The following is a 24,994-nucleotide window of genomic DNA, read 5'->3' as shown; positions in this document are numbered from 1 at the left end:
CTCCTACCAGCCCAGTTCGTCTGCGGTGGTCTCGGCGATGGCGGGGGCGCAGGTCATTCCGCGGCCGCCCGGCCCGGTGACCAGCCACACTCCGTCGCGTACCTGCTCCCGGTGGATCACCCGAGAGGTGTCGGTGCACTGCGCGTACACCCCGGCCCAGCGTCGGTGGATCCTCGGCAGGGGGCGGCCGAGGACACCTTCGACGGTCGCGGTGAGGTGGTCGTACGGGTCCTCGACGACGTCGAAGTCGAAGGGGTCCTCGTACTCATGGGTGTCGCCGATGGTGAGCCCGCCGTCCTTGCGCTGCACCATGAGCAGTTGCATCCGGTGTTCGGCGGCGACGGGCGGCTGCGGCCGGGCGGCGGCCAGGGTGTCCAGGGCTGCGCCGCCGTAGGCCGGGTAGTAGCGGAAGCTGTCGGCGTCGGCGACGGAGGTGGTCAGCTCCTCGCCGAGCGGCGCGGACTGCATCATCTGCAACCGGACCCGGCGCACCGGCAGTTCGGGGGCCAGCTCCCGGACCAGCCCGCCCAGCCAGGCTCCGGTGCACAGCACCACGGTGTCGCCGCGGTGCACATCGCCGTGGTCGTCGCGGACGGCGGGGCCGCTCGAACCGTCGCGCACCTCACGGACCTCGCGCCCGCCGAGGTAGGTGTAGCGGCCGGAGGCGAGCAGCGCAGTCTTCAGCGCCCGCTGGGCGGTACGCGGTTCGACCGCGGCGTCGCGCTCGCACCACAGGGCGCCGAGCAGCGGACCGCGCAGGGCCGGGTTGAGCAGACGCGTCTCGTCGGGGCCGAGCAGCTTGTAGCCGCGGGCGGCGGCGTCGGAGCGCTGGGCGGCGGCCTCGGCGACCGCGAGTTCGGTCTCGTCGCGGACAACGGTGAGGGAGCCGTTGGGCCGGAAGCCCAGGGCGGGGACCCGGTCGCCGACGCTCTCCCACAGGACCCGGGCGCGCAATGCGGTCTCCAGCTCCTCGCCACCGGCGCGGCCGCTGACCCACACCAGACCGAAGTTGCGCAGGGAGGCGCCCCTGGCCTCCGTCTCACGTTCGATGTGCAGGACTTCATGGCCGCGTTCCACGGCGTGCCAGGCGTGCATGGTTCCCACCACGCCGGCTCCGACGACTATCACTCGCATGTCTGTGACGCTCCTTTGGTCGGGTGGACCGGGCTCATCCGGTTGGCAACGCCATGGTGAACGGGCACCCAATCTTGGCCTAGACCCGTTATCATTCCGTAACAGAAAAAGGGGCGCCCTGATCTGCCGGACGCCCCTCTTGGTGGGTTTTCTCCCGTTAGTTTTTGTCGTCCGTTCCGAGCGGCTGTCCGAGATGAGTCGTGAAGCTGAAGCGGTCGCCCCGGTACAGCGACCGGACCCGCTCCAGCGGGCGCCCCTCGGTGTCCCGCGAGACCCGGTGGATCAGCAGCATCGGCAGCGCGGGCGGGGTCCCGATCAGCAGCGCCTCGCGGGGCGTGGCCAGCACCGTCTCCAGACGTTCGTCCGCGTCGCCGAAGGAGATGCCGAGCCGGTCGCGGAGATAGCCGTAGAAGGACGAATCGGGGTCGAAGTCGGTGTCCAACCGCGGCACCCGCGCCACCGCGACATAGGTGCTCTCCAGGCCGACCCGCTCATCGTCCGCGAGCAGCACACGCTCCAGGTGCCACACCGGTTCGCCGCGCTCGAGCCCGGCCTCGTCCGCCAGCCCTTGCGGACACGGGAACCGGTCGAGGCAGATGAGGGTACGCCCCGGGCGCAGCCCCTGACGCCGCACGCCCTCGGTGTAGCTGGCCAGCGCCAGCGGCTGCGCCAGCTTCGGCCCCGCCACCACAGTGCCCCGTCCGGCCCGCCGCACCCGGCCTTCGAGCAGCAGCTCGCGCAGCGCCTGCCGTACGGTCTCGCGCGCGACCTCGTACCGCTCCGACAGATCGCGCTCGGTGGGCAGCAGGCCACCCTCGCCGAGGTCGTCCAGGAGTGCGGCGAGTTGTGTCTTCACCGCGTAGTACTTGGGCACACGGCCGTGTTCGGGGATACCGGCACGGACCGGGGCGCCGGGGGCCTGATCATTCGGGTAGTCCACGTCAGTGATCGTCGCAGACGGCGGCCCCGGCGGAGCGGACGGCCCCGCGGCGTCAGCCCTTGCGGACCGCCCACTGGCCGGTCTCGTCGGCGGCGCCACCGCTCGGGATGAACTGGAGCGAGGTCACCGCGGCCCCCGTGGGCACCTCGGCGACCACCCAGCCCACGGCCTTGGCGCCGGTGGCCAGCTTCAGATGGGTCGCCATCGAGGATCCCGCGGCGATATCGGCGACGGTGGCGTCGTAGCGCCGCCCCTCGGCGTCCGCGACCCGGACGCAGTCCGGCGGGCTGTCACGGTAGGTGGCGGAGCCGGTGTTGACGAGCCGGATCTGCGCGGCGACCCAGCGCTTGCCGAGGGAGGGGATGGTGTGGCGGTCGGCGCTCTTGGCGGGGTCGAGCCACTTCACCAGGGTGACATCCAGTTTCTCGCCGTCCTCCGCACCCTTGAGGCTGATGGTGTCGCCGACGGTCGACACCCCCGGGCCCAGGGATCCACCGGTGGTGGGTTCATCCCGCGGGGTGTCCGCGGCGCCGGCGCCCTCCGGGCTCTCGGCCGCCGAGGAGAAGGACCCGGCCTGGGGTGTGACGTCCACGGTGGTGCCACCGCCCTCGGTGCCGCATGCGGTCAGCGACAGGCCCAGGGCGGCGACGAGGAGCGCCGCGGTGCGGATGGACATACGTCCCCCTGTATGTGGTGGTTGGTGCTCGTGGGGGGAGAGGTACTGTATCGGGCGAGCGGGACGTTGTGTAGGGATCAGACCGAAATGCCGCGCCCGGCAACACGCCCATCAGCGGGCACGGCGCGGCCACGGCGGTCTAGAAGCTGAGCTGACCGAGCAGCCCCTCGTCCTGGACATAGGTGACACCCAGCCATGAACCATCCTGGAAACGCAGCCGGTTGAGATCGGACCGCTCGGGCAGCGGGGTCTCGATGGCCACCTCCTCCCGAGGTATCCGCTCCAGCACCCGCGACTTCCTGAGGGTTCCGGTGCTCACCCGCCCCCGTGGTCCGGCGATCACCAGCTGGGTGTCGGTGCGCAGCAGCAGCCTCCGGGGGTATCGGGACATCCCGTACCAGCGCAGCAGAAGCTGTCCGGCGCGGCCGTTCCAGTCGCCGTCGAAGGTCTCGTCGAGCCGGTGCGCGGTCAGTTCCGCCGCGTCCCGCTCCTCCTTCTCCTTCCGCTCCTCCCGCTCACGGCGCGCCTTCTCCCGCACGGTGGCCGAGAACGCCCGGTGGACGGCGTCCACGGCGCCCCCGAGCAGGGCGAGACCGAGAGGGATCGCCAGGCCCAGCAGGATGAGCGGTGCCACGAGCAGATAGCCGAGCAGCACATGCGGACGGATGAACCCGGGCCGCAGGCGCCCGCCTCCGGCGGCGATGCGGACCTCGGCCGGTGGTGGGGGAATCCGGCCGATCCGGCACCAGGTGCCCCAGTCGGCCGGGGAGTCGAGCCGTCCCTCGATCCGCTTGAGCTCATACGGCTTCAACTCCACCGGAGTTCACCTCGGTACATGGGGGCCATGGGGTCCCACGAAGATATCGGGGCGGCTGTCGCCACTGCTCAACGGGCGGTTACCGGCAGCCGGGAGCGCCGGACACCGCGCGGTGCGCGGACGTAAAGGTCGCGTCAAAACCATGGCGATCCGGTGTCAGAGGCGCGACAAGGGAATTGCGCAGGTGGCCGGGGCGGGGTGAGAGTGGTTGCGCGCGGCGGAGAGAGCCGCGGAACGGGCACTCCGCCGTACGGGCGGGCCCGGCGCGATGACCAGCACCGTCGACGCCGAGCACCGCGGCCCGACGTGTTCACGGTGCCCCGCACCGTACCTGAGTGCGCGTCGGTCCCCCCGTCGACGGTGGCACGTTCCGCCCTCCCCGCTCTCCCCGCCGCCCCACACGGCAGAGGCGGACGCACACCACGGGCAAGGGCGCCGGTCAGCACGGGGGCAGTGTCTGCTCGGTCCAGATGCACTTACCGGTGGCGGTGTAACGGGTGCCCCAGCGCTGGCAGAGCGCGGAGATCAACTGAAGTCCGCGGCCGCCCTCATCCGTCTCCAGGGCACGGCGGATCCGCGGAGTGGTCAGACTGCCGTCGGAGACCTCGCAGACCAGACTGGCGCTGCGCAGCAGCCGCAGCCGCACCGGCCCCTTGGCATGCCGCACCACATTGGCGACCAACTCGCTGACCAGCAGCTCGGTGGTCATGGCCAGTTCGTCCAGACCCCAGAGGGTGAGCTGTTCACGGACGTGCTTACGGGCCTCCCCCGCCGCCTGCGGATCCTCCGGGAGCGGCCAGGAGGCCATCTGCGCGGCGGACAGGGCGTGCACCCGGGCCACGAGCAAGGCGGCGTCGTCGGCGCTCTGCTGCTCGACCGGGAGCAGACCGGCGGTGACGGCGTCGCAGACGCGGTGCAGATCCAGCGTGCGGGAATCGCGCAACAGCCGGGCGAGCCGCGCCATGCCCTCGTCGATGTCACGCTCCGCCGACTCCACGAGTCCATCGGTGTAGAAGGCGAGCAGACTGCCCTCGGGCAGGGTCAGTTCGACGGTGTCGAAGGGCGGCACGGCGGCCCCCAGCGGTGGGTCGGGGATCACGCCGGGGAAGTACGCGGTGCCGTCGGGGTGCACCACGGCGGGCGGCGGATGTCCGGCGCGGGCGAAGGTGCAGCAGCGGGTGGTGGAGTCGTACAGGGCATACAGACAGGTGGCGTAGGAGTCCGCGCCGAGGCCGACCACGATCTCGTTGAGATGGCTCATGAGCTCGTCGGGCGGCAGCTCGAGATGGGCGAGGGTGTGCACGGCGGTGCGCAGCCGCCCCATGGTGACCGCCTCGGACAGCCCGTGGCCCATCACATCGCCGATGACGAAGGCGACCTGTTCCGCGGAGAGCGGGATGATGTCGTACCAGTCGCCCCCGACCTCCATACCCTGTCCGGCGGGGAGGTAGCGGGCAACGGCCCGGCAGGCGGGCGGCGAAGGGAGTTCCCGGGGCAGCAGACCCCGCTGCAACTCCTGGGCCCGGATGTGCTCGGCGTCGTAGAGCCGGGCACGCTCCAGGGCCTGGGCGACGAGGGCGGCGATCGCGGTCAGCAGGGTGCGCTCCTCGCCGTTGAGGCGGCGCGGCCGGTCGAAACTGATCACACAGGCGCCGAAGGGCCGACCGGAAGCGGTCAGCGGCAGAAACGCCCAGGACTGCTTGCCGACGGCGTGGGGACGGTCGGCCAGCGCCGGAAAGCGGTCGGCGTACTCCTGCGCGGAGGAGACGAAGAGGGGTTCTCCGGTGCGCATCGCGTGCGCGATCGGGGTGGACTCCGAGACGGGGTTGCCGTCCATCTCCGCCAGGAACTCGCGGGAGTATCCGACGGCTCCGACGTTGTAGCCGCGGTTTTCCTCGATGGCCTGCACGATCAGACCGCTGGCGCCGAAGGGCGGCAGCACCCGGCGCGCCACCGCGTCCACCACGTCCCGGGAGGTGGTCGCCTTGGCGAGGGCGGCGGTCAGTTCGGAGATACGGGTGGCGCGGCGGGCGGCGGCGCGTTCGGCGGCCTGGCGCTCGGCGTCATGCCGCCGCCGCTCGGTGACATCGGAGAAGTAGCAGGTGGTGCCGCCCGGCGCGGGGACCAGGCGCAGGTGGTACCAGCGTCCGGTGTCCGGCAGCTCGATCTCGAATCCGGACGGGGTGCAGGTGTCGGTGGCTTGCCGACAGCGCTCCTCGAGGCCGGACACCCGCCGCAGGGTGGGCAGTTCCCACAGCACCCGGCCGATCAGCTCCGCCTCGGAGGAGCCGAGGGTGCGCTCCGCCTCCAGGTTGACGAAGGTGATCCGCCCGGTGTCGTCGAGGGCGAGGAAGCCGTCGGTCATATGGCGCAGGGCGCGGCTGAGCGCGTCGGAGGCCGAGCGGGCCTCGTTGCTGTCCCATCCGTGGCCGACCATCCGGACCGGTTCGCCCCGGTCGTCGACGATCACCCGGGCGCGAGCCTGGGTCCAGCCGTAGCTGCCGTCGGGACGGCGCACCCGGTACTCGGCCTCGAAGATGCCGCGATCGCGGATCGCCTGCTGGGCGGCGGCCAGGGTGGAGGGGAGGTCTTCGGGATGGACGATCTTCATCCAGCTCTCGACGCTGGGGACGAAGTCGGCCGGGTCGGTGCCGAAGACCTTCATGGCCGCCTCGTCCCAGGCCAGTTCGCCGGTGCGGATGTTCCAGTCCCAGGTGCCCACCTCCACGATCCGGCGGGCGGCGGTGAGGTGGCTGCCGATCGACTCCTCCTGTGGCGGGCGGACCGGCGGGGGCGCCTGGCTCATCCGCTCCTCGGCCCATGCGGCCACAGCGCGCAGAAACGCCCACTGCTCATCGGTCGGCTCTCCGCGGCCCCCTCTCACCACCGTGACCGCCCCGGCGGTGCGGTCACCGTCGAAGACGGGGACGGCGGCCATACCGGTACGGGGCCCGGGGCCGCCCGACACCTCCGGCGCGGACTCGGGCACCCAGACCTGGTCACCCCGGCGGACGACTTGGGCGGGCGCGGCCTCGCCCTCCTGGTCGACGATCTCCCAGGGCAGGGTGTACGCCGGGGGCAGCCCGGCCGAGGACACCAGGCGCAGCGCGGACATGGGGCCCCGGAGGTGGACCATGCCGCCGAGACCGCCGAGCTCGGCCACCGCGTGCTGAAGGGCCAGCCGGAAGGCTTCGCTCTCCGTGGTGTTCCGATCCACAGCGGCAAGCAGGGCAAGTCGCCCATTCATAGCAAAAACCCTACATCACACGGGGCGTTGCGTTGATCTTCGGCGGCCGGTCTCCACCGCGGCGCACCCGCCCGGCGGGAACGGAAGGCACCCCGGCGGGCGCCGGTGCCGGTTGCCTACCGGAAAACGGCATGACCGGGCCGCCCCGACGGATCCGTAAAACCACCTTCCGACGCACCTTCCAGCGGTCCGGAATTACTGGCACATCCGAGCCACCACCGGCACTCACAAGGGTGCTGACCTGGCCGAGCGCTGCTCCTGGCATTCCACCTTAAGCCTTCATTAAGGCTTAAGACTTCTTTAAGGTACCGCCCGGAATGCCCCTTCCGTTCAATCCTCAAAAATATTCGTGGCAGAAATTTCCGAACGCTCTGAAACGACTCCGTATCCCGCCCGTATGGAGATGCGGGCAGTCAGAAAAAGGAGTCGGAGATGACACGCAAGAGGACCCTCAGCCGCAAGAAGAAGCTCGGCCTGCTGGTCGGCTCGCTCGCCCTGGCAGGCACCGGCGCCGGGGTGATGGCGGCGACGAGCAACGCCAGCACCGAGGGCGCGGCCCAGTCCTCCTCGGCCTGCGCCGGGCTGGCTCAGGCCCTGGCCAACAACGAGAAGTTCATCGCGGACCAGAAGGCCAAGCCGGACGCGCAGTCCCAGGCGCGCATCGAGAACCGCGAGGCCGTGATCGAGGAGATCAAGCGCAAGCAGGAGGCGTCGGGCTGTGAAGTCGGCGAGAGCGCCGGCCAGGCCGGGGCCGAACCACCGGCCGACGCCGGCGACCAGGGCATGGGCAACGAGGGCGGCGCGGGCGACCAGGCCGCGGGCAACGAGGGCGGTGCCGGTGACCAGGCCGGCGGGGGCGCGGACGAGCAGGCGGGCGGCGCCGGTGACGCCGGTGGCGAGGCCGCCGCGGGCGAGGTCGTGTGCAAGGGCTCGACCGTGACGCTGTCCGGCGAGGCCGGGGCCCCGGCCGCCTCCAGCGGCGACTTCCCGGTCGGCACCAAGCTGAAGGTGACCAACCTGGACAACGACAAGTCCACCACCGTCTCCGTCACCTCGACCTCGGGCAGCTGCGCCCTGCTCAACAACGCCGCGTTCGAGCAGGTCCGCGAACCCGGGAAGAACCTGATCCGCAATGCCCGGATCGAGCGCGTGGGCTGATTCCGCCACCCCGCCGCCGCTGCGCGCGGCGGCGGGGGCCGCGGCCCCCGCCGAGCTCTACTGCCGGTCCTGCCACGGCTGATTGCCGGTGAGGCGAACTAAGCGGCCTCGCTCACGTCCGGTGCGGTTCGGTTGCGCCCCGAAGGGGCGCGGGGCTGTGTCGATGTGCGCCTCCGCCGCGTGGGCGCGACCAGCCACGACGCGGCCGCAGACGAACGACGGCGCCTCGCGGTACTTTCCGCGGCGCGCTTAGCGTGACCGTATGACGCTGTTGAGCCATGACCGCCACTGCTCGGAGATCGTCACCCAGACCCGGCTGCTGACCTCCCATATCGAGAGCGCCGATCTGACCACTCCCGTCCCCTCCTGCCCGGGCTGGAACGCCGGTCAGTTGCTGCGCCATCTCGGCGGGGGCCAGCGCTGGGCCGAGACGCTCGTCCGCACCCGGGCGACCGGGCCGATCCCCGACCACCACTTCCGCGACCTGTCGGAGTACACCCACGAGGACCCCGCCGTGCTGGGCCCGTGGCTCACCGAGGGCGCCGCCGGGCTCGCGGACGCCCTGCGCGAGGCCGGGCCCGAAGCGGAGCTGTGGACCCCGGTCCCCGACCGCACCGCCCGCTTCTACGCCCGCCGGTTCGCCTACGAGACGGCGTTGCACCGGGCGGACGCGGCCCTGGCGCTCGGCGCGGAGTTCACCCTCGACGAGGAGGTCGCGCTCGACGCCCTGGACGAGTGGATGGAGCTGGGCTCGCTGCCGTTCCACTTCGACGTCCACCCCTGGATGCGCGAACTGCTCGGCCCCGGCCGCACCCTCCATCTCCACGCCACCGACACCGCGCCGGAGTCGCGGGCGGAGTGGGTGGTCGACCTCACCGGCGAGGCCATCGTCTGGCGCCGCGCCCATGAGAAAGCCGCGGTGGCCGTCCGCGCTCCGCTCACCGATCTGCTGCTCCTCGTCTACAAGCGGCGCCCCGCCCGGGGCGAGGGCATCGAGGTCCTCGGTGACGGCGAGCTGCTGGACTTCTGGCTGGAGCGGGTGAGCTTCGCCTGAGCAGCCCGCACCGGCCTCAGGCGACAGACTTTTCACGGCTTCAGGGTGTTCTCGCCGTGGATCTGCCGGTACGGTGGCCGAATGACCGAGAGTCTCGATGCCACTGACTGGTCGATCCTGTCCGAACTCCAGCAGGACGGCCGGCTGCCGATCACCGAGCTGAGCCGCCGGGTCGGCTTGAGCGCCTCCGCGACCACCGACCGCGTCAAGCGGCTGGAGTCACTGGGCGTCATCACCGGGTACCGGGCCGAAGTCGACCTGGAGAAGGCCGGTTTCCCACTGCTGGGGCTGGTGCGCCTGAAGTACTCCGCTCATCAGCATCAGCCGCTGCACCGGGTGCTCGAGGAGCGCCGGGAGATCCTTGAGTGTCTGCGCACCACCGGCGACGACTGCTACACCGTGCGCGTGGCCGCGACCTCCATGCGTCATCTGGAAGAGGTCGTGGACGAGTTGGCCCGGTTCGGCTCCACCACCACCAGCGTGGTCTTCAGCCGGACCCTGCCCTACCGCGGCCCCGTCGAGCCGCCCAAGGAACCCAAGCAGCCCTAGCCGTACCGGCGTTCGCCATCGTTCGTCGAGAGCCGAAAGGAACGGGGCCCAGCCTCGCCGCCATGACGATCAGCAATACCACGGACACCCGCTCCGACCAGCAATGGCCCGCGCTGGCAGCGGCAGCCGTCACCGTTCTCCTGTGGGCCTCGGCCTTCGTCTCCATCCGCAGCGCGGGCGACGCGTACTCCCCGGGCGCCCTGGCGCTGGGGCGGCTGCTCACCGGCACCCTCGCGCTGGGCGCGATCAGTCTGATACGCCGGGTGGGGCTGCCGGCCCGCGCCGCCTGGCCGGGCATCATCAGCTCGGGAGTCCTGTGGTTCGGCCTCTACATGGTGGCGCTCAACTGGGGTGAGCAGCAGGTCGACGCGGGCACCGCGGCCATGGTCGTCAATATCGGGCCGATCCTCATCGCGCTGCTGAGCAGCAAGCTGCTGGGCGAGGGGCTGCCGCGGCCGCTGCTGGCCGGGATGGCGGTGTCCTTCGGCGGTGCTGTGGTCGTGGGGTTGTCGATGTCCGGGTCGGGCGGGTCGTCCGTGCTCGGGGTGCTGCTGTGTGTACTGGCCGCGGTGTCCTACGCGACCGGTGTCGTCTCCCAGAAGCCCGCGCTGGGGCACGCCGGGGCGCTCCAGGTGACCACCTTCGGCTGCCTCATCGGCACGGTGGCCTGTCTGCCATTCACCGGCGCCCTGGTCTCGGAAGCCGCGGACGCGCCGCTGTCCGCCACGCTCAACGTGGTCTATCTGGGGCTCTTCCCGACCGCCCTCGCCTTCACCACCTGGGCGTTCGCCCTGGCCCGTACCACCGCGGGGAAGATGGGCTCCACCACCTATGTGGTGCCCGCGCTGGTGGTGCTCATGTCCTGGCTGTTCCTGGACGAGGTGCCGGGGCTGCTCACCCTGGCGGGCGGCGCGCTGTGCCTGGCCGGAGTGGGGGTCTCCCGGCGCCGCCCGCGCCCGGCGCCGACCACGGTGGTGGCGGTGTCCCAGCCCACCACCGCGCCCCGCGAGGAGCCGTCCCCGACCGACTGACATCCCGGTGTACGGATGAGGTGTCCCGCTTCCCCGGTGTCCCCGGCCATGAACTGACCGTGATGTCCGAGTGTGACCGGTATCGCAGGATGAGCCCGGCGCGCGTGGGTACCCGTCGCTCATGGACAGAAATGAGCAGCCCCTGCTCACCCCCGATCTGCCGCCTCTGGTCGAGGTACCGGACCTGACGTTCCCCGCCCGGGGAAGCCGGGCGGACGGTGCGACGGCCGCGGTGGAGCGGGACGGCGACAAGGAGTCCAGCATCCCCTCCCCCACCCCTGGTCACACCGCCGGACATCCCCTCGCGGCATAGCCCCCACCGACTTCCATCCGACCTCAGCACACTCACGACGCCGGCGCCCTCCGCAACCCGTACAGACAGGCCCCGAGGACCAGTACCGCGGCCCCCGAGAGCACCGAGGTCAGTGGGAGGGCGCAGGCCAGGGCCGCACACCCGGCCAGCCCCAGCGCCGGCACCGCGCGTACCGGACGCCCCTCGGCCGGGGCGAGGGTCCAGGCCGCGGCGTTGGCGATGGCGTAGTAGACCAGCACGCCGAACGACGAGAATCCGATCGCCCCGCGCAGATCCACCGTGGCCGCCAGGACCGCCACCACAGCCCCGACGGCCACCACCGCGCGGTGCGGCACCGCGAACCGCGGATGGACCGCGGCCAGCGGTGACGGCAGCCGCCGGTCGCGTGCCATGGCCAGGGTGGTCCGGGAGACTCCCAGGATCAGCGCCAGCAGCGAGCCCAGCGCGCCCACCGCGGCGCCCACGCGCACCACCGGCGCCAGACCCGGCAGCCCGGCGGCGCGGACGGCGTCGGCCAGCGGGGCCGAGGCCCCGGCCAGCCCGTCGGCGCCCAGCACGCTCAACACCGCGATCGCGACCGCCGCGTAGACGGCCAGGGTGATGCCCAGCGCCAGCGGTACGGCGCGCGGGATGGTGCGTGCCGGATCGCGCACCTCCTCACCGAGGGTGGCGATCCGGGCGTACCCGGCGAAGGCGAAGAACAGCAGCCCCGCGGCGCGCAGCACCCCGCCGGGGGTGGTGTCGCCGCCCGGGTCGAGCCGGGAAGCGTCGGCCGCGCCGGAGGTGAGCGCGCCGACCACCACGGCGGCCAGTACCGCCAGCACAACGGCCACGATGACCCTGGTCAGCCAGGCGGCCTTGCGAACACCGAGGTAGTCGACCGCGGTCAGCGCCACCACGGCCGCCACCGCCACGACCCGCGCGTGGTCCTCCCAGACGTACGCCCCGACGGTCAGCGCCATCGCCGCGCAGGACGCGGTCTTGCCGACCACGAACGCCCATCCGGCCAGGTGGCCCCAGAACTCCCCCAGCCGCTCACGGCCGTACACATAGGTGCCGCCCGACGCGGGGTAGCGGGCGGCCAGCCGCGCGGAGGAGGTGGCGTTGCAGTACGCCACCACCGCCGCCACCGCCAGGCCGATCAGCAGCCCGGATCCCGCGGCGTGTGCCGCGGGGGCGAGGGCGGCGAAGATCCCGGCGCCGAGCATCGCGCCGAGGCCCACCACCACCGCGTCGAACACACCGAGCCGGCGTCCCAGCTCCGACGGTGGACCGGCGGAGCCGGGCACCTCGGACTCGGTCGGCGGCTGGCTCATGGCTACTCCCGGGCGGCGCGGCTCCTGCGGCTGAGTCGCAGCGTAAGGCCCTGCGGCAGCAGCGTGAGTCGCTCGGTGACCCGGAGCCGGTAGCCGGGGTCGGGGTGCAGATCGTAGCGGCGCACCAGCAGCCCCAGCACCAAGGTGGCCTCGTGGAGGGCGAACTGGCGGCCGATACAGGCGCGCGCCCCGGTGCCGAACGGCTTGAACACCTGGGCGGGCCGGGCGCGTACCGCCTTCGGCGCGAAGCGGTCCGGGTCGAACGCCTCGGGGTCCGGCCCCCACACCGCGGGGTCGCGGTGCAGCATCGCGGTCAGTACCAGTGCCCAGGCGCCGCGCCGCATGGGGTGGATCCCGCAGAGCAGGGTGTCGTGGAGCGCCTCGCGGGCGAACGCGGGAGCGGTGGGCCACAGCCGGAGCGATTCGTCCAGGACCCGGCGCAGATAGCGGACCTTGGCCACCTGCTCGTACCCGGGCTCGCCGGTGTCGCCCCACACCTGGTCCACCTCGCGCTGGGCACGCGCCAGGACATCGGGGTGGCTCGCGAGGTAGTGCAGGGCGAAGGACAGCGCGCCGGAGGTGGTCTCATGGCCCGCGACCAGGAAGGTGATGACCTGGCGGCGGATGTTCTCCGCGGACAGCCGCTCACCCGTCTCCGGATGAGCCACCTCCAGCATCCGGTCCAGCAGGTCGGCGTGTCCGCGCAGGGCCCCGTCGGCGCGGCGGGCGGCGACGATGGTGTCGACGGTGCGGTTGAGGTACGCCATGTCGGCCGCGTTGCGCCGCTCGGCGCGCCGCATCAGGGGGGCCGCTCCGGGCGGGAGGACATTGCGGCGCTGGGCGTGGGAGAGCGTGCCGACCATCGCGGAGACGAAGGGGTGCGGCCGGTCGCGTTCGAAGGAGCCGAAGTCGTGGCCGAACCCGGTTCTGGCGATGGTCTCGAGCGTCAGCTTCGTCATGTCGCCGGGCACGTCCACCGCGACGCCCGCCTTCTCCCGGCCGTCCCAGGTGTCCGTCAGCCGGGCGGCGACGTCCAGCATCGCCCGGTGGTAGCCCTCCATGGCGGTGCGGCTGAACCCGGGCGCCAGGATGTCGTGTGCCAGCTGCCAGTTGGGCTCGTGGTTGTAGGCGGTGAACAGCCCGTCGCCCACCACCGGGCGGAGATTGGCGACCCCGAGGCCGACGTGTTTGGCGAACCGGGACTCGTCGGCCAGGTCCGCGGCCGGCTCCGCGCCCCAGACGAAGACGATCTCCCGGCCGAACGCCTTCCGCCGGAACACCGGGCCGAGACGGCGCGCCAGCCGCATCGAGTCCTGGACCGGAGTGCGCGGGTTGGCCCCGAGCACATCGCCGAGCAGTGGCAGCCGGCGCGGCGGACGCGGGATGCGGTGGAGCTCGGGCCAGCCCAGCTCCGCGCCGCGGAATCCGCTGGGCACCGTGGCGCCGTCCGCCGCCCCCGTCATCTGCGCCATGTGTGCCATCTCCCTCGTGCGCGGCGGCCCATGGGGAGGCTCCCGCCGCTTGTTATACGTGGATTCAATAGCGCGCTCAGTCTGATCCTGGTGTTGAACCGGCGTCAAGTAGGGTGCTGCCATGGCCGCCAACCCCTGTGGGCGCACCCGTCGCCGGATGAGCACCGAGGAGCGCAAGGAGCAGTTGCTGTCGGTGGGGGCGCGGCTGTTCGCCCAGCACCCCTACGACGATGTGTGGGTCGAGCGGGTGGCCGAGATCGCGGGAGTCTCCCGGGGGCTGCTCTATCACTACTTCCCGACCAAGCGGGAGTTCTTCGCGGCGGTGGTCCGCCGGGAGAGCGAGCGGATGCTGACGCTCACGGAGGCGGTGCCCGGACTGTCGTTCCAGGAGCAGATCAACACCGGTCTGGACGCCTTCCTCACCCATGTCGAGCAGCACGCCTCGGGTTTCCGCACCTTCCACCGCGCGGAGGCGGCGGGCGATCCGACGGTGCGCGCGGTGCACAAGGAGTACCTGGCGGGGGTGGAGGAGCAGATCCTCGAAGCCCTCGCGGTGGACCCCTCGGCGGTGGACCCGCCCCGGGACCCGCGCGCGCTGCGTCTCGCGGTACGCGGCTGGCTGGCCTTCATGGTCGCCGTCTGTCTGGAGTGGCTGGACGAGCCCGGCCCGTCCCGGGAGCAGGTGCGCGAGCTGTGCGCACGGGCGCTGATGGGGGCGCTCGCACCCGCCCCGTGAGCCGCCCGGGTGGGTGCGCGGGCGGTCGAGGCGCTCCGGAATGACCGGGCGGGCGGTCGGTGTTACGGGAGTGTCACCGCCGGTGCGGCGCACCGGACCCATGTTGCCGGGCGACCGGCGACCGACCGACGAGGAGGCGGACCATGCCGCTGGAGGGCGAATACCGGCCGAGCCCGGAGAAGTGGGTGCGTGACCAGGTCGAGTTGATCGAGAGCTCCGGGGGCACCAAGGGCACGACGATCAGGGGCCTGCCCGTCGTGCTGCTGACGACGCGGGGCGCGAAAAGCGGCAAGATCCGCAAGACACCGCTGATGCGGGTGGAGCACAACGGCCGCTACGCCATCGTCGCCTCCCTGGGCGGCGCCCCCAAGCACCCGGTCTGGTACCACAACGTGGTGGCCGATCCCCGCGTGGAGCTGCGGGACGGCCCGGTGCGCCAGGACATGACGGCACGCGAGGTCACAGGCGACGAGAAGGCGCTGTGGTGGGAGCGCGCGGTCCAGGCGTACCCCGACTACGCCGACTACCAGCGGAAGACGGAGCGGCAGATCCCCGTCTTCGTACTCGAACCCGCGGCCACGCCGCACTGAGACACGCCCCCGCAGACACACGCACGATCCGACCGCCGGTGTCCGCAGGGGCATCGGCGGTTGACTGTTCCTGTCCTCCCCCTGAGGTCCGGCGTCAGAGCGAGACCTTCCGCCCCACTCCGCGCTCCCGCGCGGCGGCCAGCACCAGTGCGGCCGCGGCAGCGTCCTGCACGGCCACGCCCACCGACTTGTAGAGGGTGATCTGGGTGTCCTCCGTACGGCCGACGGCCGTTCCCGCCACCAGTTCCCCCAACTCGGCCCGGACATGGCCGGGGGTGATCAGACCGCTGTCGATCGGGTCGGCGAGATCGCGGTTGGGGGGAACGGCGGACAGCGCCGCCGCGCGGGACTCCACGAACAGCAGCGCGTCGGCGACGGTGGCGTCGTCGATCTCCCGCCCCCGCGGGTTGTAGCCGACCGAGGTGATGTGCGTGCCCGGTGCGATCCAGGAGCGGCGGACGACCGGTTCATCGGCGTAGGTGGCCGCGCAGACGACATCGGCACCGTCCAGTGCCTCCTGGTATGACGCCGCGGCACGCACCGCCGCCCCGCTCACCGCCGCCTCCTGTGCGATCTCCTGCGCGAACGCCGCCGTCCTGGTGCGGTCCCGGCCCGCGACGCGTATCTCACGGATCGGCCGCACCCGGACGGCGGCGAGCGCATGGGCCCGCGCCTGCGGCCCGGTGCCCAGGACGGCCAGCACGGAGGCGTCCTCACGGGCCAGCAGCCGAGCGGAGAGCGCGGAGCAGGCTCCGGTGCGGGCCGCCGTGATCCAGGTGGCGTCCATCAGCGCCGCGGGAGCTCCGGTGTCGGGGTCGAACACCAGCATCACGCCCTGCCGCACCGGGACCGGGCCGCCCGCGTTGCCGGGAAACACCGACACCGACTTGCTGATCAGCGCCCGGGTCGAGGGCACATAGGCGGGCATGTCCACCAGCATCGTCGTCGGGTCTTCGGGGAGTGCCGCCCCGGTGCGGGCGGGGACGACGGCGCGCCCGGCGCTGAGGTCGGCCATGGCCGCGGCGAGCGCGTCGATCAGCGCATCGGTGTCCAGCAGGGCGGCGACGTCATCTTGGCCGAGGATCAGCATGGGGGCAGCGTAAACGACGCCCGCGCGGTGGCGATGCACACCGTGAGGCCCGCCACAGCGATCACTACGCATGCGTGGGCGCGGGCCGGGTAGCGGAAGCCGAGCAGAGTCAGATCCTGATCAAGAAAGACATACCAACCATGACAACCGCGAACACATCCGGCCTCGTGCCCATTTACGACAGCATGGTGGCCGAGCACGGGGATGTGCCCACCCAGACCCGCGAGGCCGCGGAGGAGATCCAGCGGGAGGTCGCGGAAGTCCTGGACTGGAACCGGTTCCGCCCCGGCGACTGACGCCAAGGCCCCTCCCGGGTGCGGGGCGGCGGTACCGCCGCCCCCACTCGATCCCAGCATTTCCCCACCCCTTCCTTGGATAAGATCGTGATGACGCACCGCACTTGATGTCGTCGACGCTTATTTCACGAGGGGAATCAGTGACTACAGGGATCGAAACCTTCGAGTTTCAGGTCGAGGCGCGCCAGCTGCTCCAGTTGATGATCCATTCGATTTACTCGAACAAGGACGTCTTTCTCCGTGAGCTCGTCTCCAACGCCTCCGACGCGCTCGACAAGCTGCGACTGGAATCGCTCCGCGACGGAAACCTGGAAGCGGACACCTCTGATCTCCACATCGCCATCGAGGTCGACAAGGAGCAGCGCACCCTGACCGTGCGCGACAACGGCATCGGCATGTCGCACGACGAGGTGGTGCAGCTGATCGGCACCATCGCCAACTCCGGTACCGCGAAATTCCTCCAGGAATTGAAGGAATCGAAGGACGCGGCGGCCTCGCAGGACCTCATCGGCCAGTTCGGTGTCGGCTTCTACTCCAGCTTCATGGTGGCCGACGAGGTCACCTTGCTGACCAGGCGCGCCGGGGAGAGCCAGGGCACCCGCTGGGAGTCCAGCGGCGAGGGCACCTACAGCATCGCACCGGCCGACGACGCCCCGCAGGGCACCGCGGTCACCCTGCGGCTGAAGCCGGAGGACACCGAGGACGCGCTCTACGACTACGCCTCTCCCCGGAAGGTCCGGGAAATCGTCAAGCGGTACTCGGACTTCATCACCTGGCCCATCCGGATGGCGGCCGAGGCACCGGCGAAGCCCGCGGCGGACAGCGAGGAGGCCGGTGACGACAGCGCCGAGGAGGCGGCCGCCCCGGAGGTCGAGACGGTCAACTCGATGAAGGCGCTGTGGGCGCGCTCGAAGGACGAGGTGACCGACGACGAGTACCACGAGTTCTACAAGCACATCAGCCACGACTGGAGCAACCCGCTCGAGACCATCCGCATGCAGGCGGAGGGCACATTCGAATACCAGTCGCTGCTGTTCATCCCGTCCCGCGCACCGCAGGACCTGTATATGCGGGACCACAAGCGCGGCGTTCAGCTCTATGTGAAGCGCGTCTTCATCATGGACGACTGCGAAGCGCTCATGCCGGAGTATCTGCGCTTCGTCAAGGGTGTGGTCGACGCGGCGGACCTGTCGCTGAACGTGTCGCGTGAGGCCCTTCAGCAGGACCGCCAGATTCAGCTGATGCGCCGGCGTCTGGTCAAGAAGGTGCTGTCGACGGTGAAGGACACGATGTCCGGCGCCCCGGAGCGCTACACCACCTTCTGGAAGGAATTCGGTCCCGTCCTCAAGGAGGGTCTGCTCGGCGACTTCGAGAACCGCGAGGCGATCCTCGACCTCTGTTCGTTCGCCACCACCCGGGACGCGGAGGAGCCGACCACCCTGCGCCAGTACGTGGAGCGGATGAAGGAGGGGCAGGAGCACCTCTACTTCATGACGGGCGAGTCGCGCTCGATGGTGGAGAGTTCGCCCCATATGGAAGCGTTCCGGGAGAAGGGGTTCGAGGTCCTGGTCCTCACCGACCCCATCGACGAGCTGTGGGTGGACGCGGTCCCGGAGTTCGACGGCAAGCCGCTGCGGTCCATCGCCAAGGGCCAGGTCGACCTGGACACCGATGGCGAGAAGGACGAGGAGACGGAGGCCGAGCGGGAGCGGCAGAAGCAGGACTACGCCGATCTGCTCTCCTGGATGACCACGACGCTGAGCGACAGCGTCAAGGAGGTGCGGCTCTCCTCGCGGCTCACCACCTCCCCGGCGTGCATCGTGGGCGACACCCATGACGCCTCCCCGCAGCTCCAGAACATCTACAAGGCGATGGGGCAGGAGCTGCCCGAGGTCAAGCGGATCCTGGAGCTGAACCCCACGCATCCGCTGGTGATCGGGTTGCGCACGGCCCACGGCGAGCGCGAGGACGACGCCGGGCTGGCCGAGACCGCGGAGCTGCTCCACGGAATGGCCCTGCTGGCCGAGGGCGGGGAGCTGACCGACCCCGCGCGCTTCATCAAGCTGGTGGCCGGACGGCTGGAGAAGACGCTGTAACACCCGAAAGCAAACATTCCGGGCATATCACCAGGGGCGGGCCGCGATGGCCCGCCCCTGGTGGCGTCCAGACCCCGGAGAGGGTGCGAGAAAATATCTCGCACAATGTGTTAACTCTTGCTCGATCTTCTGCTAACAATGTCGTCCGTCAGAGTTCGCGCCGGCCCTCTTCCCGGGTCTGCCCACTCCAAGGGACGTACGACATGGGTTCTCCCCCACCCTCCTCCGCACCGCGGCCCTCCCCACCGCCCAGCCGCCGCTCCGTGCTGCGCGGCGCCGCCGGGGCAGGGGCCATGGGGCTGCTGGCCGCCTGCGGCGGCCGGTCCGACGCCGCTTTCCACGCCGACGCCGGACCCTGGCGCCGGTACGCCGGGACCACGGTGAACTTCATCTCCGAGAACACCGCCCCCACCGCCGCGATCGCCGCCGATCTGAAGCCCTTCACCGAGCTCACCGGCATCCGCGTCAACATCGTCACGCTCGAGCTGTCCGCGCTCGCGCAGAAGGTCGCTCTCGACCTCGCCTCGGGCAACGGTGAGTACGACGTGGTGTACGCGGACCCGTACCAGGTGCTGGCCCCCTACGCACCGGCCTTCGCCGACCTCAGGGAGTTCGCGGAGGACCCCGGGCTGCCCCGGCTGCCCGGCGGCTTCGACGACTTCATCCCCACCCACCTGGACGCGGCGGGCCGCTTCGGCGGCGACGGCAAGATCCTCGCGCTGCCCTACGACTGCCCGACGATGGTCTGGCAGTACCGCGCCGATCTCTTCAAGCGGTACCGCGACCGGATGGCGGACGACCTCGGGTTCGATCCGATGCCCTCCGACGACACAACGTGGGAGCAGTACTACGCCATCGCCACATGGTTCAACGACAAGACCGACGCGGTGCGCTACGGCACCGGCCACCAGGCCAAGCAGCATGACGCGCTGATGTGCGACTTCTCCAATCTGCTCTGGTCCTACGGCGGTGACTACTTCGACGGCGGGACCCGGGTCGGCCGCATCGGCACCCTCGACCCCGGACCGTGCCGGCTGGACTCGGACGCCGCGATCGCGGGCGCCGAGTTCTACCAGCGGCTGCTGAAGATCGCCGACCCCGGCTCCCGCACCTGGGACTGGGATGGACTCGGCGCCGCCTTCCGCGCCGGACGCATCGCCATGTGCCCCAACTGGCACGAGTACGCGGCGTCCAACGAAGCCGCCATGCCCGGCAAGGTCAGCTACGCCCGGCTGCCCAAGGGCCCGGCCCGCTCGGCCGGAATGTACGGCGGCACCGGCATCGCCGTGTCCGATGTGATCCCCGAGCGGCGCCGCCAGGCGGCCTGGCTCTTCGTCAACTGGGCCACCGCGCCGAAAACCCAAGTGGCCAACCTGGCCAGCAAAGTCGGCGGTGGCACCCCCACCCGTACCTCCGTCTACGAGATGCCACGGGTCACCGCGGCCCAGCACCGGCCCTCGAAGATGGCCAACATGCTCTCCGCGACCGCGGTCAAGAAGACCTGGCGGTCCGACACCATCGGCCTGCGGCCGAAGATCCCCATGTGGGCGGAGTGCGACACCGCCGTCTACACCCAGCTGTCCGGCATGCTCGCGGGCGACGCCTCGCCGGAATCGGCCATGCGGGCCGCCAGCAGCCGTATCGACCGTATCGTCGCCCGAGGGTGGGTGAACTGACCATGGGTTCCCTGACGACCGGCCTCCACCGGGCCGAGCGCTCCTCCGGCCGCCGTATCCGGCTGTCCCTCCCCGGCTTCCCCGGACGCATGATGGCCCCCGGACTGCTGGTGCTCGCCGGTGTCTCCCTGCTGCCGTTCGTGGCCGTGGTGGTCATGAGCTTCTCGCGGGTGCATCTGCTCGGCGGGCTGCGGCTGGAGGGTGCCGGAGCGGACAACTGGACCCGGCTGTTCACCGACCCCGACATGGCGTGGGCCTGGGTCAGAACCGCCGGGTACTTCGTGCTCACGGTGGGCGGCGAGATGGTGCTCGGCACCGTACTGGCGATCTGTCTGTGGCGGCTGCGGCACGGGCGCAACGCCGCGCTCAGCCTGCTGCTGCTCCCGATGTTCGTGGCGCCCGTGATCGTCGGACTGCTGGGCCGCTTCCTCACCGACTCCACCTTCGGGCTCTACTCGTGGATGCTGGGCCAGGTCGGCTACCACGGCGATCTGATGGGCGACAAGACGACCGCGTTTGTCTCGGTGACCCTGATGGACGTCTGGGAGTGGACACCGCTGGTCACTCTGATCGCACTGGCCGGGCTGACCTCGGTGCCCTCCAGCGTGCTGGAGGCGGCGTCCCTCGACGGCGCCGGAATGCTGCGGACACTGCGCCATATCGTGCTGCCCGCCATCGCCCCGGTGCTGCTGGTGGCGCTGCTGATCCGGTCGATGGACGCGCTGCGCTACTTCGACATCATCTGGAACACCACGGGCGGCGGGCCCGCGGACGCCACCAAGACGGCGTCCATCAAGCTCTATGAAACCGCCTTCCGCTTCTTCGACTTCGGCTACGCCGCGGTGACCGGACTGCTGATGCTGGCCGTCACCACCGTCGTCGCCCGCTACTTCGTCCGTCTCCTCGACCGGAAGGGGCTGGCCCGATGACCGCCTCCACCACCGGAGCCGGGCCGCTGGAGCGCGGCAGCCGTGGCTCACGCGTCCTGGTCCGTGTTCTTGTCGCCATCGCGCTGATATGGACGCTGATCCCGCTGGGCTGGATGCTGCTGTCGTCCCTCAAGCCCACCGCCGAGGTCACCGCGGCCACCCCCGATGTGTGGTTCGGCCCCACCCTGGACAACTACCGGAACCTGTTCAGCGGCGGCAACAACCTGTGGCCGTATCTGCGCAACAGCCTGATCGCCGCGGGCTGTTCCGCCCTGCTGGCCACCGCGCTCGGCGCGCTGGCCGGATACGGTCTGGCCCGTACCACGGCGCGGGGCAAGCACCATCTGTCGTTCTGGATCATCTCCACCCGGATGGCGCCGATCGCCGCCGTAGTGCTGCCGATCTTCCTGATCTTCCGGGTGCTGGGGCTGATCGACACCCTGCCAGGTCTGGTGTTGGCCTACCTCAGCTTCAATCTGCCGTTCGCGATCTGGCTGCTGAACGCCTTCTTCGCCCAACTCCCCCCGTCGCTGGAGGAGTCGGCCCAGGTGGCCGGGTGCACCCCGTGGCAGGCGTTCCGCCATGTGGTCCTGCCGCTGACCCGCCCGGGTCTGGTCACCACCTTTGTGCTGTGCCTGGTCTTCTCCTGGAACGACTACGCCTTCGCCCTGGTCCTCAGCGGACCGCGCACCCAGACCCTGCCCATCGCCGCGAGTCAGCTGGTCACCCAGACCGGTATCGACTGGGGCCAGCTGACCGCCATCGGCACCGTCGTGGTGGTCCCGATGATGCTCGTCGGCCTTGCCGTACGCCGGTGGCTGGTCACCGGCCTGACCATGGGAGCCGTGACCGGAGAATGAGCGCCGACGCCCTGCCCTCCGACATCCCCGACACCATGCGCGCCGCGGTGCTCCACGCTCCCAAGCAACTGGAGATCCAGCGGCGCCCGGTGCCCCGCCCCGGCCCCGGCCAGATCCTGGTCCGCATCGAAGCGGTCGGCATCTGCGGTTCGGATGTGCACTACTACGAACACGGCAGGATCGGCGACTTCGTCGTCCGTGCCCCCATGGTGCTGGGCCATGAGCCCAGCGGCACCGTGGTCGCCCTCGGCCCCGGGGCGAGGCGCCACACACCGGGACAACTGGTGTCCCTGGAACCGGGCGTACCGTGCGGGCGGTGCGCCCAGTGCCGCCATGGCCGCTACAACCTCTGCCCCGAGGTGTCCTTCTACGCCACGCCGCCGGTGGACGGCGCCCTGTGCGAATACGTGGCCGTCGACGAGGACTTCGCCCATCCGGTGCCGGACTCTCTCAGCGCCGAGGCGGCCGCCCTGCTGGAGCCGCTGTCGGTCGGGGTGTGGGCATGCCGCAAGGGCCGTGTCACCGCCGGTTCCCGGGTGCTGGTCACCGGCGCCGGGCCGATCGGTCTGATCGCCGCCCAGACGGCGCGGGCGTTCGGCGCCGCCGAGGTCGTGGTCACCGATGTCGAGCCCCATCGGCTCACCGCGGCCCGGGAGTTGGGCGCCACCGCCACCGTTGATGTGCGCGCCACCCCGCTCACCGACACCGGTTTCACCCCCGATGTGCTGGTGGAGTGCTCCGGGGTACCGGCGGTGGCCGACGAGGCCATCCGCACCGTCGGGCGGGCCGGGCGTGCGGTGCTGGTCGGTATGGGCGGGGACTCGGTCCCACTGCCGCTCGCGCATGTGCAGAACTTCGAGATCGAGGTCACCGGCACCTTCCGGTACGCCAACACCTGGCCGACCGCGATCGCGCTGGCGGCCTCCGGTGAGGTGCGGCTCGATCCGCTGGCCACCCATCACTACGACCTGGCGGAGGCGGAGCGGGCGCTGACCGTGGGCGCCCAGGACCCGACGGCGCTCAAGGCGGTGGTGCGTCCGCGAACCGGCTGAACACACCATCACCCCGCTGTCCGGGCGCCATGTCCGGGTGCGCGGAGCGCTCCGCGAGACGCGCCGCGTGCCGTCTTGCGACTGCGGCCGCGTCGTAGCTGGTCGCGCCCACGCGGCGGAGCCGCACATCGACACAGCCCCGCGCCTCTGCGGGGCGCAACCACACCGCACCGGACGTGAGCGGGGCCACTCACCGGCACGCCGCCGCGGGGCCGTCCGCCGTCACAGGTGTTCGGCCACCGCGGCGTCGATCAGCCGGCGCAAGCCGTCCGTGTAGATCCGGTGGTCGGTCAGCGCCGGGAGGACCACGTCCAGATGGCCGGTCAGCACGGGGAAGTCCTCGGGGTCCAGCGCGGCGAGCGCGGTGCGGGCGGTGGCCGTCGCCCGCTTGGTGTCGCGGTGGTCCACGAAGGCGACGGCGCCGAGGGTGAACAGATACATCCGCCGATAGGTCTCGATCGCGGCCCGCGGTGTCATCCCGGCGGCGAGGCTGTGGGCGAGCTGCGGTTCGACGAGCCTGCCGAGCATCCGCGGTCCGAACCAGGCATGGCCCGCGCGCAGCGCCGCCAGCCCCGGATGCGCGGTGAGCACCTCGTAGAGCCCGTGGAACCGGGTCTCGGTGGCGGTGGCCCAGTCGGTGTCCGTGGCCACCTCGGGCAGCTCGGTGGCGAGGCGGTCCGCACAGGCGGCCAGCAGTCCGTCCAGATCGCCGCAGCGCCGGAAGACGGTGGCGTGGGAGACGCCGAGCCGCTGGGCCACGGCGCGGAAGCTCAGGGCCTCGGGCCCGTCCTCGTCGATGACCGCCAGGGCGGTGTCCGTGATCTCGTCCAGCGTCGGCCGGTCGGCCGCCGGGGGTCTGCTGCGCGCGCTCCTCACGGGGGACAAGCGTAGCGAAGGTCCGGAACAGCGGAAGATACACTGGTTGAAACAGTGTTTCAGTCAGGAGGTGTCCCGGTTGACCGTGAGCTATCAGGACATACGGGCGGCGGGGCGACGGGTGGCCGGGCAGGTCCGGCCCGTCGCCCTCGCCCCGCTGGAGGAGGGCGCTCTCGGCGCGGCCCGGGGCTGGCTGGCGCTGGAGTTCCTCCAGCACACCGGCTCCTTCAAGGCCCGTGGCGCGTTCACTTTCCTCCGCGGCCATGCCGAGGCGGGCAGCCTGCCGGAGGCGGGTGTGGTGATCGCCTCGGGCGGGAACGCCGGTCTGGCGTGCGCGTGGGCGGCCGCGCGCCACTCCGTGCCCGCCGCGGTGTTCGTGCCCGAGACCGCGCCCGCCGTGAAGGTGGCGAAGCTGCGCGGGCTCGGCGCGGAGGTCCATCAGGTGGGCACCGAGTACGCGGACGCGCTGGACGCCTCGCGGAAGTACGCCGCCGAGACCGGGGCGCTCCGGTCGCATGCCTATGACCATCCGCTGATCGCCGCCGGAGCGGGCACCCTCATGGAGGAGATCCACCAGCGGCTGCCGGAGCTGGACACCGTGGTGGTGTCGGTCGGCGGCGGCGGTCTGTTCACCGGGGTCGCGGTGTCCGCGCTGGAGCACGGGGTGGGGGTGGTCGCGGTGGAGCCGGAGCGCTGCCGGGCCCTCAACGCGGCGCTGGCGGCCGGAGAGGTGGTCGACGTCCCGGTCGACTCGGTCGCGGCGGACTCCCTCGGCGCGCGACAAGCGTCGGCGATGGCTCTGGACTGGGCCCGCAAGGACGGGGTGCGGTCCGTGCTGGTGCCCGATGAGGCGATCGTCTCGGCGCGGCAGGCGCTGTGGGACGACCGCGGGCTCGCGGTGGAGCACGCCGCGGCCACCGCGCTCGCGGCCATCACCTCCGGTGCGTACACCCCCCGCGCCGGGGAGCGGATCGCCGTGGTGCTGTGCGGCGCCAACACCGACCCGGGCGATCTGGCGCGCGGCGCCACCCGCTGACGGCGGCGGCTCCGCGGCGGTCCGGGTGGTTGACGGACCGGCGCGGAGCC

23 protein-coding genes are annotated in these 24,994 nt (G+C 71.3%); 14 read left to right on the top strand and 9 right to left on the bottom strand.

The annotated features are described in order from the left end of the window. Positions 1-3: 3 nt before the first annotated feature. The 5 genes from JK363_RS12665 to JK363_RS12645 form a co-directional block, all read right to left on the bottom strand. Positions 4-1,134, bottom strand: coding sequence for a TIGR03364 family FAD-dependent oxidoreductase (locus tag JK363_RS12665; RefSeq protein ID WP_201874890.1), 1,131 nt, complete (start codon positions 1,132-1,134; stop codon positions 4-6). 157 nt (positions 1,135-1,291) lie between these two features. Further along, positions 1,292-2,074, bottom strand: a complete 783-nt coding sequence (locus JK363_RS12660; RefSeq protein WP_201874888.1) for a GntR family transcriptional regulator — start codon at positions 2,072-2,074, stop codon at positions 1,292-1,294. A 52-nt stretch (positions 2,075-2,126) separates the two neighbouring features. After that, positions 2,127-2,750: a DUF4352 domain-containing protein gene (locus JK363_RS12655; protein ID WP_201874886.1), complete on the bottom strand. Its 624-nt coding sequence runs from the start codon at positions 2,748-2,750 to the stop codon at positions 2,127-2,129. Between the two features lie 139 nt (positions 2,751-2,889). Beyond that, the gene (locus JK363_RS12650; protein WP_201874883.1) at positions 2,890-3,567 is read right to left on the bottom strand and encodes a hypothetical protein; all 678 of its coding nucleotides are present in this window, start codon (positions 3,565-3,567) and stop codon (positions 2,890-2,892) included. 439 nt (positions 3,568-4,006) lie between these two features. Next, positions 4,007-6,814 carry a SpoIIE family protein phosphatase gene (locus JK363_RS12645; RefSeq protein WP_201874881.1) on the bottom strand — a complete coding sequence of 936 codons (2,808 nt, stop codon included), beginning with the start codon at positions 6,812-6,814 and terminating at the stop codon, positions 4,007-4,009. Between the two features lie 432 nt (positions 6,815-7,246). Here JK363_RS12645 and JK363_RS12640 point away from each other — a divergent pair, with 432 nt between their 5' ends. From JK363_RS12640 to JK363_RS12620, 5 genes are all read left to right on the top strand, one after another. Further along, positions 7,247-7,972: an SCO2207 family protein gene (locus tag JK363_RS12640; protein WP_201874874.1), complete on the top strand. Its 726-nt coding sequence runs from the start codon at positions 7,247-7,249 to the stop codon at positions 7,970-7,972. A gap of 262 nt (positions 7,973-8,234) precedes the next feature. Further along, positions 8,235-9,026 carry a maleylpyruvate isomerase family mycothiol-dependent enzyme gene (locus tag JK363_RS12635; RefSeq protein WP_201874872.1) on the top strand — a complete coding sequence of 264 codons (792 nt, stop codon included), beginning with the start codon at positions 8,235-8,237 and terminating at the stop codon, positions 9,024-9,026. A gap of 81 nt (positions 9,027-9,107) precedes the next feature. After that, a complete protein-coding gene (locus JK363_RS12630) occupies positions 9,108-9,575 on the top strand; it encodes an Lrp/AsnC family transcriptional regulator (protein ID WP_201874869.1) in 468 nt (155 codons plus the stop codon). A gap of 62 nt (positions 9,576-9,637) precedes the next feature. Then, complete coding sequence (locus JK363_RS12625; RefSeq protein ID WP_201874867.1) at positions 9,638-10,606, top strand: DMT family transporter; 969 nt, start codon at positions 9,638-9,640, stop codon at positions 10,604-10,606. 121 nt (positions 10,607-10,727) lie between these two features. Beyond that, positions 10,728-10,919: a hypothetical protein gene (locus JK363_RS12620; RefSeq protein WP_201874865.1), complete on the top strand. Its 192-nt coding sequence runs from the start codon at positions 10,728-10,730 to the stop codon at positions 10,917-10,919. A gap of 32 nt (positions 10,920-10,951) precedes the next feature. Here JK363_RS12620 and JK363_RS12615 read toward each other — a convergent pair whose 3' ends face one another. Together JK363_RS12615 and JK363_RS12610 are read right to left on the bottom strand one after the other, a co-directional pair. Continuing rightward, on the bottom strand, positions 10,952-12,235 hold the full coding sequence (locus tag JK363_RS12615) for an APC family permease (protein ID WP_201874863.1): 1,284 nt from the start codon (positions 12,233-12,235) through the stop codon (positions 10,952-10,954). A 2-nt stretch (positions 12,236-12,237) separates the two neighbouring features. Then, entirely contained in the window at positions 12,238-13,707 is a 1,470-nt protein-coding gene (locus tag JK363_RS12610) for a cytochrome P450 (RefSeq protein WP_372444744.1), read from the bottom strand. A 121-nt stretch (positions 13,708-13,828) separates the two neighbouring features. Here JK363_RS12610 and JK363_RS12605 point away from each other — a divergent pair, with 121 nt between their 5' ends. Both JK363_RS12605 and JK363_RS12600 read left to right on the top strand, forming a co-directional pair. Further along, positions 13,829-14,443, top strand: coding sequence for a TetR/AcrR family transcriptional regulator (locus JK363_RS12605; RefSeq protein WP_201874853.1), 615 nt, complete (start codon positions 13,829-13,831; stop codon positions 14,441-14,443). Positions 14,444-14,586: 143 nt separating this feature from the next. After that, complete coding sequence (locus JK363_RS12600) at positions 14,587-15,033, top strand: nitroreductase family deazaflavin-dependent oxidoreductase (RefSeq protein ID WP_201874851.1); 447 nt, start codon at positions 14,587-14,589, stop codon at positions 15,031-15,033. A gap of 94 nt (positions 15,034-15,127) precedes the next feature. Here JK363_RS12600 and JK363_RS12595 read toward each other — a convergent pair whose 3' ends face one another. Continuing rightward, positions 15,128-16,123, bottom strand: a complete 996-nt coding sequence (locus JK363_RS12595; protein ID WP_201874849.1) for an ornithine cyclodeaminase family protein — start codon at positions 16,121-16,123, stop codon at positions 15,128-15,130. A gap of 140 nt (positions 16,124-16,263) precedes the next feature. Here JK363_RS12595 and JK363_RS12590 point away from each other — a divergent pair, with 140 nt between their 5' ends. From JK363_RS12590 to JK363_RS12565, 6 genes are all read left to right on the top strand, one after another. Beyond that, positions 16,264-16,419 (top strand): hypothetical protein, encoded by a 156-nt coding sequence (locus JK363_RS12590; protein WP_201874847.1) that lies wholly within the window; start codon positions 16,264-16,266, stop codon positions 16,417-16,419. A gap of 200 nt (positions 16,420-16,619) precedes the next feature. Beyond that, positions 16,620-18,515, top strand: a complete 1,896-nt coding sequence (gene htpG, locus JK363_RS12585) for a molecular chaperone HtpG (RefSeq protein ID WP_236075741.1) — start codon at positions 16,620-16,622, stop codon at positions 18,513-18,515. Between the two features lie 203 nt (positions 18,516-18,718). Next, complete coding sequence (locus JK363_RS12580; protein ID WP_201874834.1) at positions 18,719-20,191, top strand: extracellular solute-binding protein; 1,473 nt, start codon at positions 18,719-18,721, stop codon at positions 20,189-20,191. A 2-nt stretch (positions 20,192-20,193) separates the two neighbouring features. Next, positions 20,194-21,120, top strand: a complete 927-nt coding sequence (locus tag JK363_RS12575; RefSeq protein WP_201874832.1) for a carbohydrate ABC transporter permease — start codon at positions 20,194-20,196, stop codon at positions 21,118-21,120. Next, the gene (locus JK363_RS12570) at positions 21,117-21,980 is read left to right on the top strand and encodes a carbohydrate ABC transporter permease (protein WP_201874830.1); all 864 of its coding nucleotides are present in this window, start codon (positions 21,117-21,119) and stop codon (positions 21,978-21,980) included. The genes JK363_RS12575 and JK363_RS12570 overlap by 4 nt, the downstream gene beginning before the upstream one ends. Continuing rightward, a complete protein-coding gene (locus tag JK363_RS12565; protein ID WP_201874828.1) occupies positions 21,977-23,032 on the top strand; it encodes an NAD(P)-dependent alcohol dehydrogenase in 1,056 nt (351 codons plus the stop codon). The genes JK363_RS12570 and JK363_RS12565 overlap by 4 nt, the downstream gene beginning before the upstream one ends. Before the next feature lie 222 nt (positions 23,033-23,254). Here JK363_RS12565 and JK363_RS12560 read toward each other — a convergent pair whose 3' ends face one another. After that, positions 23,255-23,908, bottom strand: coding sequence for a TetR/AcrR family transcriptional regulator (locus JK363_RS12560; RefSeq protein WP_201874826.1), 654 nt, complete (start codon positions 23,906-23,908; stop codon positions 23,255-23,257). Between the two features lie 70 nt (positions 23,909-23,978). Here JK363_RS12560 and JK363_RS12555 point away from each other — a divergent pair, with 70 nt between their 5' ends. Further along, entirely contained in the window at positions 23,979-24,944 is a 966-nt protein-coding gene (locus JK363_RS12555) for a serine/threonine dehydratase (protein ID WP_307821697.1), read from the top strand. Positions 24,945-24,994 lie beyond the last annotated feature (50 nt).

This window comes from Streptomyces coffeae, assembly GCF_016741875.1.
GTDB lineage: Bacteria > Actinomycetota > Actinomycetes > Streptomycetales > Streptomycetaceae > Streptomyces > Streptomyces coffeae.
Note: the sequence above shows the minus strand (reverse complement) of the source record. Positions and strands in the feature narration are given on the sequence as shown.

What these genes read in the sequence shown, in the direction of transcription:
- JK363_RS12665 (WP_201874890.1), bottom strand. Translation starts at nt 1,134, where the DNA reads ATGCGAGTGATAGTCGTCGGAGCCGGCGTGGTGGGAACCATGCACGCC.
- JK363_RS12655 (WP_201874886.1), bottom strand. Translation starts at nt 2,750, where the DNA reads ATGTCCATCCGCACCGCGGCGCTCCTCGTCGCCGCCCTGGGCCTGTCG.
- JK363_RS12645 (WP_201874881.1), bottom strand. Translation starts at nt 6,814, where the DNA reads ATGAATGGGCGACTTGCCCTGCTTGCCGCTGTGGATCGGAACACCACG.
- JK363_RS12640 (WP_201874874.1), top strand. Translation starts at nt 7,247, where the DNA reads ATGACACGCAAGAGGACCCTCAGCCGCAAGAAGAAGCTCGGCCTGCTG.
- JK363_RS12635 (WP_201874872.1), top strand. Translation starts at nt 8,235, where the DNA reads ATGACGCTGTTGAGCCATGACCGCCACTGCTCGGAGATCGTCACCCAG.
- JK363_RS12630 (WP_201874869.1), top strand. Translation starts at nt 9,108, where the DNA reads ATGACCGAGAGTCTCGATGCCACTGACTGGTCGATCCTGTCCGAACTC.
- JK363_RS12625 (WP_201874867.1), top strand. Translation starts at nt 9,638, where the DNA reads ATGACGATCAGCAATACCACGGACACCCGCTCCGACCAGCAATGGCCC.
- JK363_RS12620 (WP_201874865.1), top strand. Translation starts at nt 10,728, where the DNA reads ATGGACAGAAATGAGCAGCCCCTGCTCACCCCCGATCTGCCGCCTCTG.
- JK363_RS12615 (WP_201874863.1), bottom strand. Translation starts at nt 12,235, where the DNA reads ATGAGCCAGCCGCCGACCGAGTCCGAGGTGCCCGGCTCCGCCGGTCCA.
- JK363_RS12610 (WP_372444744.1), bottom strand. Translation starts at nt 13,707, where the DNA reads ATGGCGCAGATGACGGGGGCGGCGGACGGCGCCACGGTGCCCAGCGGA.
- JK363_RS12605 (WP_201874853.1), top strand. Translation starts at nt 13,829, where the DNA reads ATGGCCGCCAACCCCTGTGGGCGCACCCGTCGCCGGATGAGCACCGAG.
- JK363_RS12600 (WP_201874851.1), top strand. Translation starts at nt 14,587, where the DNA reads ATGCCGCTGGAGGGCGAATACCGGCCGAGCCCGGAGAAGTGGGTGCGT.
- JK363_RS12595 (WP_201874849.1), bottom strand. Translation starts at nt 16,123, where the DNA reads ATGCTGATCCTCGGCCAAGATGACGTCGCCGCCCTGCTGGACACCGAT.
- JK363_RS12590 (WP_201874847.1), top strand. Translation starts at nt 16,264, where the DNA reads ATGACAACCGCGAACACATCCGGCCTCGTGCCCATTTACGACAGCATG.
- htpG (WP_236075741.1), top strand. Translation starts at nt 16,620, where the DNA reads ATGATCCATTCGATTTACTCGAACAAGGACGTCTTTCTCCGTGAGCTC.
- JK363_RS12580 (WP_201874834.1), top strand. Translation starts at nt 18,719, where the DNA reads ATGGGTTCTCCCCCACCCTCCTCCGCACCGCGGCCCTCCCCACCGCCC.
- JK363_RS12575 (WP_201874832.1), top strand. Translation starts at nt 20,194, where the DNA reads ATGGGTTCCCTGACGACCGGCCTCCACCGGGCCGAGCGCTCCTCCGGC.
- JK363_RS12570 (WP_201874830.1), top strand. Translation starts at nt 21,117, where the DNA reads ATGACCGCCTCCACCACCGGAGCCGGGCCGCTGGAGCGCGGCAGCCGT.
- JK363_RS12565 (WP_201874828.1), top strand. Translation starts at nt 21,977, where the DNA reads ATGAGCGCCGACGCCCTGCCCTCCGACATCCCCGACACCATGCGCGCC.